At 45.6% G+C, this 11,691-nt stretch carries 11 protein-coding genes and 1 rRNA gene; 5 read left to right on the top strand and 7 right to left on the bottom strand.

All coding sequences use genetic code 11. From position 1 onward, the window contains the following. The first annotated feature begins 62 nt into the window (after window positions 1-62). Both rrf and QUA44_RS25915 read left to right on the top strand, forming a co-directional pair. Window positions 63-180: ribosomal RNA gene (rrf, locus tag QUA44_RS25920) — 5S ribosomal RNA — on the top strand. A 127-nt stretch (window positions 181-307) separates the two neighbouring features. Further along, on the top strand, window positions 308-1,225 hold the full coding sequence (locus QUA44_RS25915) for a fructosamine kinase family protein (RefSeq protein WP_333255705.1): 918 nt from the start codon (window positions 308-310) through the stop codon (window positions 1,223-1,225). A 79-nt stretch (window positions 1,226-1,304) separates the two neighbouring features. Here the strand turns inward: QUA44_RS25915 and QUA44_RS25910 are convergent, their stop codons facing one another. After that, window positions 1,305-3,005: an ABC-F family ATP-binding cassette domain-containing protein gene (locus QUA44_RS25910; RefSeq protein WP_333255703.1), complete on the bottom strand. Its 1,701-nt coding sequence runs from the start codon at window positions 3,003-3,005 to the stop codon at window positions 1,305-1,307. A 411-nt stretch (window positions 3,006-3,416) separates the two neighbouring features. On the opposite strand from QUA44_RS25910, the gene QUA44_RS25905 reads away from it, so the two are divergent. After that, on the top strand, window positions 3,417-3,920 hold the full coding sequence (locus QUA44_RS25905) for a Uma2 family endonuclease (protein ID WP_333255701.1): 504 nt from the start codon (window positions 3,417-3,419) through the stop codon (window positions 3,918-3,920). Window positions 3,921-4,167: 247 nt separating this feature from the next. Here QUA44_RS25905 and QUA44_RS25900 read toward each other — a convergent pair whose 3' ends face one another. The 3 genes from QUA44_RS25900 to QUA44_RS25890 form a co-directional block, all read right to left on the bottom strand. Next, window positions 4,168-4,509 carry a type II toxin-antitoxin system PemK/MazF family toxin gene (locus QUA44_RS25900; RefSeq protein WP_333255700.1) on the bottom strand — a complete coding sequence of 114 codons (342 nt, stop codon included), beginning with the start codon at window positions 4,507-4,509 and terminating at the stop codon, window positions 4,168-4,170. Further along, window positions 4,496-4,720, bottom strand: coding sequence for a CopG family transcriptional regulator (locus tag QUA44_RS25895; RefSeq protein WP_333217447.1), 225 nt, complete (start codon window positions 4,718-4,720; stop codon window positions 4,496-4,498). Before QUA44_RS25895 ends, QUA44_RS25900 begins: the two co-directional genes overlap by 14 nt. Before the next feature lie 170 nt (window positions 4,721-4,890). Next, window positions 4,891-5,970 (bottom strand): peptidoglycan DD-metalloendopeptidase family protein, encoded by a 1,080-nt coding sequence (locus QUA44_RS25890; protein ID WP_333255697.1) that lies wholly within the window; start codon window positions 5,968-5,970, stop codon window positions 4,891-4,893. Between the two features lie 522 nt (window positions 5,971-6,492). Here QUA44_RS25890 and QUA44_RS25885 point away from each other — a divergent pair. Further along, entirely contained in the window at window positions 6,493-8,883 is a 2,391-nt protein-coding gene (locus QUA44_RS25885; protein ID WP_333255695.1) for a tetratricopeptide repeat protein, read from the top strand. Between the two features lie 78 nt (window positions 8,884-8,961). Here QUA44_RS25885 and rph read toward each other — a convergent pair whose 3' ends face one another. Together rph and QUA44_RS25875 are read right to left on the bottom strand one after the other, a co-directional pair. After that, a complete protein-coding gene (gene rph, locus QUA44_RS25880) occupies window positions 8,962-9,678 on the bottom strand; it encodes a ribonuclease PH (RefSeq protein ID WP_333255694.1) in 717 nt (238 codons plus the stop codon). A 123-nt stretch (window positions 9,679-9,801) separates the two neighbouring features. After that, window positions 9,802-10,368, bottom strand: coding sequence for a nucleoside monophosphate kinase (locus QUA44_RS25875; RefSeq protein WP_333255692.1), 567 nt, complete (start codon window positions 10,366-10,368; stop codon window positions 9,802-9,804). A gap of 356 nt (window positions 10,369-10,724) precedes the next feature. On the opposite strand from QUA44_RS25875, the gene QUA44_RS25870 reads away from it, so the two are divergent. Then, window positions 10,725-11,252, top strand: coding sequence for a P-loop NTPase family protein (locus QUA44_RS25870; RefSeq protein ID WP_333255690.1), 528 nt, complete (start codon window positions 10,725-10,727; stop codon window positions 11,250-11,252). Window positions 11,253-11,378: 126 nt separating this feature from the next. Here QUA44_RS25870 and QUA44_RS25865 read toward each other — a convergent pair whose 3' ends face one another. Then, window positions 11,379-11,642 carry a hypothetical protein gene (locus QUA44_RS25865; RefSeq protein ID WP_333217442.1) on the bottom strand — a complete coding sequence of 88 codons (264 nt, stop codon included), beginning with the start codon at window positions 11,640-11,642 and terminating at the stop codon, window positions 11,379-11,381. Between the last annotated feature and the right edge of the window lie 49 nt (window positions 11,643-11,691).

The following is an 11,691-nucleotide window of genomic DNA, read 5'->3' as shown; positions in this document are numbered from 1 at the left end:
TTTGATGGTATTTGATGACTTAATTCTATGCAGTCTTCAGGGTTCTACCCTTACAGCTTTTCGGTAGTGTCTATGACGCAGTGGCACCACTCCGATTCCATCCCGAACTCGGTTGTTAAACGCTGCGGTGGCGAAGATATTTGGCGGGTCACTGCCTGAGAAAATAGCTCGATGCCTGGATTATATTTTACATAAACAAAGCCTCTTTCTGACCTTCAGATAGGGGATGTGTTGTTTTTGCGGATTAAGTTGCCATACCTGTTAAACTAATTCGGATCGCCCCCAACCCTCAAAACGATTTGATGCTATGTGGGACAAAATTGCCGCGCACATCTGTGAAACAACCGGAGAAACATTTTCTATTGACAATCGCCATTCTGTCAGCGGCGGCTGCATCAATCAAGGCTATTCTATTAGCAGCAGTTCCCGCGCTTACTTCGCGAAAATCAATCAAGCTTCCCAAATTGCGATGTTTGAAGCCGAGGCTTTGGGTTTGCAGCAAATGTGGGCAACCCAGACGATTCGAGTACCTGGGCTGATTTGCTGGGGAACTGAGGGGAATTCAGCTTATATTGTGCTGGAATGGCTGGAGTTGGGAAGTCGCGGGGGCGATCGACATTGGGAAGAAATGGGGCGAAAACTCGCCGAAATGCACAAATACACCCCCCCCACCACCCCCTTGCTAAGGGGGGGAGAAGAGCCTAATTCGGGCTTATTGAGGGCAGTTTTTGGGTGGGATATTAATAATACGATCGGCTCAACGGTGCAAATTAATAATTGGACGGCAAATTGGGCAGAATTTTGGGCAGAACATCGGATTGGTTATCAGTTAAAAGTGGCTAGGCGTCGGGGCGGTCATTTTCCACAAGGGGAACGTTTATTAGAGATGATTCCTGAATTGTTAGCTGGTTATAAACCTCAACCCTCGCTAGTGCACGGGGATTTGTGGGGGGGAAATGCGGGGGTGACATCTGCGGGAGAACCTGTGATTTTTGACCCGGCGGCATATTTTGGAGATAGAGAAGTTGATATGGCGATGACTGAGCTATTTGGTGGATTTCCGGCGCAGTTTTACCGGGGATATAATCAGGTTTGGCCTTTGGATTCAGGGTATGAAGAACGCACAACTCTTTATAATCTGTATCACATTTTAAATCATTTTAATTTGTTTGGTGGGAGTTACGAGTCCCAGGCGAATCAAATGATTAATCGAATTTTGGGTTAGTTAAGAATCAGATTCTTTTTTAACCGCAGATGCACGCAGATAAACGCGAATTTAAGGTTTATCTGCGAGGGTTGCAAGTTTATTTTTGCTTAGCAGCAGCTTTTTTCTTCGCTTCTTTTTCGGCTTTTTTAGCTCCTTTTTCTGCTTCAATTTTTGCTAACTTGGCTAGCTCTTTTTCTTCAGCTATTTTATCGAGATAGTAATGGTAATCTCCCAAATAAGGGCGAAATTCTCCATCCCGAATCTCGACAATTTTGTTAGCTACTTGGGAGATGAAATAGCGATCGTGTGAAACGATAATTACCGTACCGTCATAATTCTGAATCGCTTCTTCCATCATCTCTTTCGCCGGAATGTCGAGGTGATTTGTCGGTTCATCCAAAATTAGCAAGTTCACCGGTTCCAGCAGCATTTTTGCTAAAGCTAGACGGGCTTTTTCGCCGCCGCTTAAAGCGCCCACCTGTTTGAATACTGTTTCGCCGGTAAACAAGAACCGCCCCAACAAAGTCCGAACTTCTTCATTTTTCCAGTCGGGTACTTCGTCGTGAATGGTTTCGATCACGCTTTTATTCAAATCTAAGGCTTCTGCCTGATTCTGTTCAAAGTAACCGGGAATGACGTTGTGGCCTCCCAATTTGACTGTACCTTCAGAAGGCTTTTCTAAACCCATAATCAGGCGCAGCAGGGTGGATTTGCCCGCGCCGTTGGGGCCGAGAAAGGCTATACGATCGCCCCTTTCAATTAATAAGTCGGCTCCCAAGAATAGGATTTTGTCGCCGTAGGTGTGAACCAAATCTTCAATTATTGCTACTTCGCGGCCGCTGCGGGGTGCGGGGGGAAAGCGGAAATGCAAGGTTTTTAAGCCGCCGGTGGGGGCTTCAATGCGTTCGATTTTGTCTAATTGTTTTTCGCGGCTTTTGGCTTGGGTGCTGCGAGTGGCGCTGGCGCGGAATTTCTCTACGAAGGCTTGCTGTTTGTCGAGTTCTTTTTGCTGGCTTTCGTAGGCGCTGAGTTGGGCTTCTCTGGCTTCTGCTTTTTGCAGCAGGTAGGATGAGTAATTGCCGAGGTAGGTGCTGGAAACGCCGCGTTCGGTTTCCACGATTTGGGTGCAGAGCCGATCGAGAAATTCTCGGTCATGGGATACGATTACCATTGGGGTTGTCAGCCCTTTGAGGTAAACTTCCAGCCATTCGATCGTTTCTAAGTCGAGGTGGTTGGTAGGTTCGTCTAGCAGCAGGATGTCGGGTTTTTGGAGGAGAATTTTGCCCAAACTCATCCGCATTTGCCAGCCGCCGCTGAAGGCGCTGACTAATCGATCGCCATCTTCTTGCTCAAATCCGATTTCTGGTAAAATTTTCTCGATTTGGGCTTCTAAACCGTAGCCATTTAAGCCTTCAAATTGTCGTTGCAACCGATCCATTTTGTGGATCATGTCGTCGAGATTTTCTGGGGTGGCGGCTTCGAGCTCTCGGTGCACCTCCATCAAAGATTCGTGGACTTCGTTGGCTTCGCTGAAGGCACGCCAAAATTCTTCTTTGACGGTGCGAGTCGGATCTACTTCAAATTCTTGGGAGAGGTAGGCGATGTGCAAGCTGGCGGGGCGAATAACTTCGCCGGCTGTGGGTTCGATTTCGCCGGCGATGATTTTGAGTTGGGTGGATTTACCGGCACCGTTAACGCCGACTAAGCCGATGCGATCGCCCGGTTTGACTTCCCAGGTGACATCTTTGAGTACGACGCCTGTGGGGTAAATTTTACTGATGTGTTCGAGTCGCAGCATTGTTGTGGGGACTGGGGAAGGGCAGGTTTAGCGGCGGATGGGATGCCGGCGCTGAGGTCGAGTTAATCTTAACAAATTTTAATTATATTTAGACACTGGGAATATTTTGATTTGGTGGGAGTTACGCGAAGAAACCGGGTTTCTCTGAAAAATCGCAGATTCTCAACTAGAAATCTACGAAGAAACCCGGTTTCTGGCCTCGATGTGGGTGCAGGACTATTTCGGTGGGATGATCGCTACCGATCCTCTGAGTGAATAAACCTGTCAATAATCCCCTATCTTTTTCGTCGTTCAGCAGCCTTAATGCTCTTATAATCAAAGTTTCAGAGGCGTTCTCACCCCCTCAGTGCGTTTCGTAAAGCTGAGTTTTGCTAAGATTTAATAAATAAGCTAAAAAGCAAGCAGGTAGCCATGACAGCCACCCTGATTCAAACCTCACAACCGGGAGTTGTGCTGAAAAATATTAGTTGGCAGACTTACGAATCTCTGGTAAACGAGTTAGCCCAACAGCGGGGAATTCGTTTGACTTACGATCGAGGTACTTTAGAAATTATGACTCCATCAGCACCCCATGAGGGGAACAAAAAAATCTTAGGACGTTTTGTAGAAACAGTAACAGAAGAGTTAAATGTAGAAATTCGCAGCTTGGGTTCTCTGACTTGCAGGCGCGAGGATTTAGAACGGGGATTAGAACCGGATCAGTGCTACTACATCGAGAATGAGGCAATTGTCCGCAGCCTCAATCAAATCAACTTGAATCAAGATCCACCGCCTGATTTAGTAATCGAGATTGACATCACTAGCAGTTCTATTAACCGGATGGAATTGTATGCGAGTTTGGGCGTGCCAGAGGTTTGGCGTTATGACGGTTCGCGTTTAATATTCTATCAGTTAGAAGGTCAGGAATATGTATAACGGGAGGTTTCTGCTCACTTTCTTTTTTTGTCGCCATCTGAGATTATGGGATTTTTGGAAACGCAAAAAGATGTGGGGGAAACGTCGATAATTCGAGGGTTTAGGCAGTGGGTGAGGAGTCAAATTCAGTCAGGGGAATGAAAGGGCGATTCTCTACGGGATAGATCCGCTTCACGCTCTTTTTTTAGCCGATCGATCGCACAGGCGGGACGCCCGTGCCACGAAAAAAAACGCCTATATATCACAGTTAATCGACATCTAAATGCAGTTTGAGAGCAGCATTTACCAACTGCATAATTTCCTCACTCAAACTTCCCACTGCATCGCGGCTGGTGATTCGCTGTTTAGAAATTGTCCGTACTTGCTGGGCTTGTACTTTAGAAGGTTTGGATAAACCGCTATCCTCTGGATTTAGCAACACCTCGAAAGGGTAGACGCGGGTTACATTAGAGGTAATTGGTAGAATTGTAACTGTATTGGCAGCACGGTTATTAGCGTCATTGCTCACCACCAATACGGGACGGCGTTTATCTATCTCAGAACCAACCGTAGGACTTAGATTAGCGTAGTAAATTTCACCACGTTTCATCTGTCAATCCATCGGCAACTGTTAGCTCCCAAGCGGAGTCTACTTCACTGGATGCTTGTCGGTAAGCAGATTCTAGTTCTTGATTCCGCAACAATTCTAAAGCGACTTCTATTACTTGGGAGGGCGAGTTGCATCCTTTAGCAATTTTGTAGCTTTCAATAAACTGTAGTAGCGATTGTGATAGGGAAATTGATATTTTTTCAGCTTGCATTATCTTAGCAATTGGTAATTACAAAGATTTTTATTAAATTATAGCACAAGTAGTAAATTTTCGTCTCAAATCCTGTAATCAGAAAAAAGGGTGTAAGCATTTAGCGCTACACCCTGTCACAGGTTTCCAATTTTGCCGAAGATACTATTTGTTGTAGACGCACAAGCAAGTTAAACAAACTGAAAGTCGCGACGGGAAGATGTGACTGTGAAGCTCAGGTCAGGCACATTTTTGACAACACCTAGCGTGTCTCCGCCTGTAGTTTGTATGAGCGTGTCATTGCCCTGACGGGTGAGGCGATACTGACTGGCATTACCGCGCAACTGGATATAGTCATCGCGGAAGTTGTAGTCTGCGATCGTGGCTTGACCGTTGCCCTGGTAAAACATCCCCTGACTCCGATTCCCCAGAACGAAGGTATCAGCCCCAGTCCCTCCTTCTAAGGTGTCGAAATCAGGGCTATTGAAGCTGGCATAGCCATCGAGGTAGTCGTTGCCCGCACCACCGTTCAGGTAGTCGTTACCTGCTTCACCGTAGAGGGTGTCGTTGCCAGCATTACCAATCAAAGTGTCGTTGGTGTTCCGCCCGTTGAGGGTGTCATTGCCCGGCCCACCCGTGAAAACTGTGCCGCCTGAAGGCGGGGGTGTCACAACGCCGATGCTGGCAAATGCCTGGAGTGGACTCATCGTCTTTTGCTGTAAGACTGCAATGCTAGCAGGGTTGCCGCTATTTTGGAAGAAGCCGGTTACTGGGGCAGAGAAGTCGGTGTGAACTTCTAGATGAAGGTGTGAGCTGTTGCCTTGATTGAAAACCTTGCCAACCTCTTGACCAGCTTGAATGCTTTGTCCTGGGGCTAGTCCCCGCGAGTTACTCACATGACCATAGATCCAGCGCTTCCCATCGGTGCCACGAACAGCTATGAAGGAACCACCACTTCCTTGGTTGGAAACGTTCTCAATCGTACCTGAAACAACAGCATTGATGCGAGTTCCTATACCTGCGGAGAAATCCATCCCTGCATGGGCCCCTTTGTATGCAGAAGACTTTTCATAAATGTAGCCTCCTGAAAGTCCTAAGAAACCGTTGTTGGTTGGAACGCCAAGTGCTTGGCCGAGTTTACTGGCAACATCCCTCAAAGCGGGTGACGCATCCTGGTTTCTCGACCAACTAGGTGTTGCAGGGTTGTTGTCAAAATAATCCCTGCTGCCACTTCGCAAATCCCAATCATTATCATTTGTAGGCAGTGACATATTGCAAGCTCCAATCAAGTGAATTTGAAGCAGGAAGCAAAAGCTATGAAACTCGATACTTCCTGACAGAAATAAATCCTAAAAGTGATGGCTTATGCTTGAGGAGACAAACTCAAACAAAGTTGATTCCAGAGTGATAATGAGTAAGAATATTGCTCTTCACAATAATTCTTGCTCGATTAGGTTCTACGATATCGACTTATTTTTTACTTAGCTAGTCTTTTTTGTATCAAGTTTATAGAAAACTATTAATACTTTTCGATCGCCCTATTAAAATTTTTAAAAGATAAAAAAGTATGTTCCGAGACCTAATATTCACAATTGACAAGGGTTTTGGCTCTTGGTATAGATCGGGTGACTAGCGGAAAAGCGAATGAGTCTTTTTTGCACTAAAAAGTATCATTTGGTCTTTCCTTGCCATGAAGTGAGTCCACAAAGGTCAAACTTGTTTTACCAAAAACCTTGTAATGGCAACGGTTGTGACGCTACACTAAAGCAACTTTAAAAAGTATCTTTTGGTATATGAGCGACGATCGCACAGCAATGGTCAACTGGGTCAAAAAAGCTTTGTCAGATTTTCAAAATCGTCCTTTAACTGATGCCCAGTGCAGTCTGATCGATCAGTTTTTGCAGGGCAAGACGATCGAGGATGCTGCGAAGGAGAGTGGTTACAGCCAAAGCACTGCCAAACGAGTCAGCGCGGACATTGGTGAGGCGATCGCCTTTGCAATGGGAGAATTGGAACCGATCAATAAGTCCTCCTGGCTGCCAAAGATCCGCCACTATTTGCGACAGCAGCCAGAGCCCGATTTTGCAGCAGGTGAAGGGCCGATCGCACATCCCTCAGTACCAAACCAGAATTTTGTGGGACGCGAAGGGGCGATCGCCCGCCTCAACACCCATATCAACCAAGGCGCAAAAATCATCGTCATCCAAGCTGCGGGCGGTGTGGGTAAAACGAAGTTGGCCGAGGAATACTTCAACTCTCAGGGTTTTGAGTTAGTGATACACCTCCAGATGGCCAAGGAAAAAGAGAACATCCAACTTGTAGAGAGTGTAATTGAAGGATGGCTGAAACAAGACTTTGACGAAGAACCAGGGCGAGAGTTTTGGGAAATGTTGCGGCGGCTAAAGCGGCAACTTCAAACTCGCAAAATAGGCGTGTTAATTGATAACTTAGAACCCGCACTAGATGGACAAGGCAGATTTATTGAACCCCATCGCCGCTATGTTGAATTGTTGCGAGTTTTGGCTGATGCAACAGTGCAGTCTGTGACGCTGATAACCAGCCGCGATCGCCTGTGCGAACCTGATGTAAATGTTGCTCACTATTCCTTGCCCGGATTGGATGAGCAAGGGTGGCAGCAAGTTTTTATCAGTCGCCATATTAATATAGATATTCCCACACTGAACGCGATGAACAAAGCCTATGGAGGAAATGCGAAAGCAATGGGTATCCTCTGCGGTGCAATTCAAGCAGATTTTGATGGAGATATGGTAGGTTATTGGCGCGAGAATAGTGGCGATCCGTTGGTTAAGACTGACTTAAAAAACTTAGTAACCAGTCAGTTTGATCGCCTGCAAAAACTTAGCTCAGAAGCTTATCACCTCCTCTGCCGTTTGGGATGCTATCGCTATCAGGATGTGCCGGCTGTCCCGACTGAGGGATTATTGTGTTTGTTGTGGGAGGTGCCTGAAGGACAGCGCAGACGGGTGATTGAATCTTTGCGAAATCGCTCTTTGGTAGAGTTTAATGGAGGATATTGGTTGCATCCGATGATTCGGGAAGAGGCGATCGCGCGGCTGAGAGCAAGTGAAGATTGGGAAGAGGCGAATCGCAAAGCAGCAGAGTTTTGGACGGATAGTGCTAAGACTGTTGAAACGGTAGAAGATGCACTGAGGGCTTTTGAGGCTTACTATCACTGTGTAGAGATTAATGACTTTGAGCAAGCTGGATCTGTAATTGCGAGAAGGAGAGATACCAGTTGGAGAAATGGAGAACCTCTGGGGTCTTCGTTTAATAGGTTGGGTTTGTTACAACCCATGATTTACTCCATTAATTCCATTATTAGCAAAGTTGAAAATAATGATATATTGAGCATTATGTATAATTTGTTAGGGGATTTATACTGGCTAACAGGAGGTATAAACCCAGCAATAGAATATCACAATTTATCATTTAAAGCAGCGCAACGCACCCTTTTATCTATTAATTTAAGCCCTTTAATATATTTTCGTGCAAAAAGGCTAAAAACTTGGTCTTTAATTAATAGAGGGCTTTGTAAAATTGACTTATGGGAACTTGAAGAAGCTATCAATTTTTTTAAAGAAATAGAATTTCTTTGTAATAACCATAACAATTCCGAAAATGGTTTATATAAGAATGAGCACGACTATTTATATTGTTTAGCATTTTTGAACTCATGTTTAGGCTTTAAAGATATCGCTTTGAGCTATGCACAACAAGCGCAAGTAGTGATTGATCAAATAGATTATAGTTCTTGGAGTCGAGGATATAGCTTATTGTTTATGGGTCTAACCTATAAAAATTTAGGAAAAACTGAAAAATCTTTTGAAATGTTCCGCCAAGCGATCGCATTTGCCGAAAAAACTCACTACACTCAGGTTAAGGCTAAAGCTTTAAGTGGTCTAGCAGAGCTTTATCGAGAACAGGGAGAATTTGCAACAGCGCTTTCCCATCATTCAGAATCAATCGAATTGCTAGACAAAATCGGCGCAAAATGCGATCTAGCTGAGGCTAATTATCAACTTGCCTTAACTTACCAAAAGATGGGTGACACCGAGAAGAGTCAGACTTCGTTTCAAGAGGCGATTCGACTCTTCAATGAAATGGAAGCACCTAACCAAGTTGAGAAAGTGCGAAAGGCAATAGGTAAGAGCGACGAAGTTTAGTTTTGGATATACAAACACCCTCTTAGTCCGCGAAGGCGAACTTCGTTTGTGTAGACGCGGTTTCAACCGCCGAATTATCTAAACCAAAGCTTGCCGCTGAGCCTCCAACAATTCCTGAATCCCTATTTCTGCCACATCCAAAATTTGATTTAACTGACTCCTGCTGAAACTTCCCTCTTCCGCAGTTCCCTGAATTTCGATGATGTTCAAATCTCCATTCATTACCACATTACAATCAATTTCAGCCGCCACATCTTCAAGATAATTCAAATCTAAAAACGGCTCGCCTTCCAAAAGTCCGACAGACACGGCCGCCACTTGACGAATAATGGGCGATCGCACTAAATCACCTTTTTGCACCAACTTGTTCAAAGCATCAGCTACAGCCACAAACCCGCCAGTAATTGAAGTTGTGCGAGTCCCCGCGTCTGCCTGCAAAACATCCGCATCGACAAGTATTGTGCGTTCTCCCAATAGTTGCATATCCAAGCACGATCGCAAACTGCGCCCAATCAACCGCTGAATTTCTTGAGTGCGTCCCGATAACTTCATAAATTCCCGTTCTTGTCGCTGCGGCGTAGATCCCGGCAACATTCGGTACTCCGCTGTTAGCCAACCTTGTCCGGTATTCTCCAGAAATCTAGGCACTCCCGGCTTGATTGTAACGCTGCAAAGTACCTGAGTATCGCCACTTTTTGCCAGTACAGAACCGCTAGCAAATTTGGTAAACTGTCGATCGAAACTAATCGGACGAATTTGATTTGGTTGTCTGCCATCGGGACGTTGGAAAGACATAATATTTAGGTGATTGGTAATGGGTAATTAGGCATTAAAACTTTAAAATTTGGTATTAATCTTCCGGTTTTTTTGATGCGGTAAATATGCAGTCATTCAATCTAAAATCTAAAATCTAAAATCTTATGACGATTGGCCCTTAGCCTCGATCAATTTGAGAAGATCCTGCTGGACTTGTTCTGGGGAGCGATCGCCATCCACAGTTAACAGTTTGTTGCGGTATTCGTAATACTCTAAAAGAGGAATAGTGCGTTCGTGGAACAAATCGAGCCGACGCTGTAAAATTTCAGGATGGTCATCCGATCGATCGCGCTCGATCGACCTGCTGAGCAAAACCTCGATCGGCACTTTCAGCCAAACTGCCCAATCTAGCTCCTGCGCCAAATCCTCTAATAAAAAATCCAACTCCTCAGCTTGAAAAGCCGTTCGCGGATAGCCCTCCAACACCCAGCCATTAAAGACATCCCACAGCAGCAGTCGGCGACGAAAGAATTGAATCATAGTTGCGTCGGGAACTAATTCCCCTCTTTCGACATAAGACACCGCCAGCTTGCCTAAATCTGTGTCTTCTGCGATCGCCTCCCGTAGAATGTCCCCCACAGCCAGCAAAGGAAGGCTCAAATTGCTGCACAGTAGTTCAGCCTGAGTTCCCTTCCCCGCTCCTGGCCCTCCCAGAATCACCACTCTCACAGTCTCTGCTCCTAGTGCCGCGACATTCAAATTTTACGCGATGTGCGTACCTTTTCTTAAAAGCCCTGGACACAGCAAGACTCTCATCACCTTGGTTTTTCACTCTATAACTGTATAAATGTCAAGCTCCACAGCGTATTTTGGTAAAAAACCCCGTTTCTGCCTAAGTGCTAATTGAGTTCAAAAATCGAACAAACGACTGCGAATGCCACTGCCGCGAGCTTTTGACAACTTGTATATATAGTGTTCGATCCGATGTGCACTCGGCCCCGTACACTATATATTGTCAAGCAGGCTTCAGCCACGCCAAGGTCGGAGCTGCACTCAAGACTTAGTTGCTGATTAAATATTGCCCTATGGTTGCTCAGTTACAAACCCCTAAACTAAATTTAAACCACAGCTTGCCCTACACAGTTCAAGGACTGGTGCAAGTCTTTACAGGCCCGCATCGCTGCTTTTTTACCAGTGTCATGGCTCAGGCCCTCAGAATTGCAGGACAGGGAGCTCCGGTGCTAGCAGTGCAGTTCCTCAAAGGGGGAATTAATCAAGGGCACCAGCATCCGGTGCGGCTGGGGCAAAATTTAGATTGGGTGCGCTGCGATTTGTCACGCTGCATTGATAATGCCGATTTAGATGAGCTGGAGACGCGATCGATCGAACAATTGTGGGAGTATGTTCAAAAGGCGGTGCGCGAAGGCCGTTATGCCTTAGTTATTCTCGATGAATTGAGTTTAGCGGTTAATTTGGGCTTGATTCCCGAAGCCGAAGTGGTGGCATTGATTGACAACAAGCCGCATCATTTGGATATGATTTTTACCGGGCCATCCATGCCGCAAAGAATTTTGGATGTTGCCGACCAAATTACTGAAATTCGCCGCAGTTAAGGACAATGATTCAAGTTGCGATCGCCTGTTTAGCGGTCGCATTTTTTATGTAAAAAAAATATGTAAAAAAATAGGCGATCGCTTAGCTCAAAGAGCGATCGCACGCTGATCAATTTACCAGCGACGTTACGCTTGAACTACCGGATCGAACACAACACTCAATCGATCCGCCGGTACCATCCGCTTGAGAATTTTCAAGTGACCGTCTGCATCAGACCAACTGCGAAACTCACCCACAACCACCTTTTCCACATTTGGAAGCGAGCGAACTATAGTCCACGGCTTGAGACGTTTTTCTTGCAACATACTAGATAAATCTCCTTGGTAAATTGGAGCAAAAGCCAGTCCCCATGGTTGGCCACCGCCGAGGACTGGCTTTTGACTTTGCAAACTTGCCCTTCTCTAAGAACATAGCACAAAAAAAAGGGTTTGGGATTAT

It is taken from the genome of Microcoleus sp. N9_A2 (assembly GCF_036701775.1).
Taxonomy (GTDB): domain Bacteria; phylum Cyanobacteriota; class Cyanobacteriia; order Cyanobacteriales; family Microcoleaceae; genus Microcoleus.
Note: the sequence above shows the minus strand (reverse complement) of the source record. Positions and strands in the feature narration are given on the sequence as shown.

Bases quoted from the DNA above. Each gene is read 5' to 3' on its own strand.
- QUA44_RS25900 (WP_333255700.1), bottom strand. From the start codon at position 4,509: ATGAAACGTGGTGAAATTTACTACGCTAATCTAAGTCCTACGGTTGGT.
- QUA44_RS25870 (WP_333255690.1), top strand. From the start codon at position 10,725: ATGGTTGCTCAGTTACAAACCCCTAAACTAAATTTAAACCACAGCTTG.
- QUA44_RS25895 (WP_333217447.1), bottom strand. From the start codon at position 4,720: ATGCAAGCTGAAAAAATATCAATTTCCCTATCACAATCGCTACTACAG.
- QUA44_RS25915 (WP_333255705.1), top strand. From the start codon at position 308: ATGTGGGACAAAATTGCCGCGCACATCTGTGAAACAACCGGAGAAACA.
- rph (WP_333255694.1), bottom strand. From the start codon at position 9,678: ATGTCTTTCCAACGTCCCGATGGCAGACAACCAAATCAAATTCGTCCG.
- QUA44_RS25890 (WP_333255697.1), bottom strand. From the start codon at position 5,970: ATGTCACTGCCTACAAATGATAATGATTGGGATTTGCGAAGTGGCAGC.
- QUA44_RS25905 (WP_333255701.1), top strand. From the start codon at position 3,417: ATGACAGCCACCCTGATTCAAACCTCACAACCGGGAGTTGTGCTGAAA.
- QUA44_RS25910 (WP_333255703.1), bottom strand. From the start codon at position 3,005: ATGCTGCGACTCGAACACATCAGTAAAATTTACCCCACAGGCGTCGTA.
- QUA44_RS25885 (WP_333255695.1), top strand. From the start codon at position 6,493: ATGAGCGACGATCGCACAGCAATGGTCAACTGGGTCAAAAAAGCTTTG.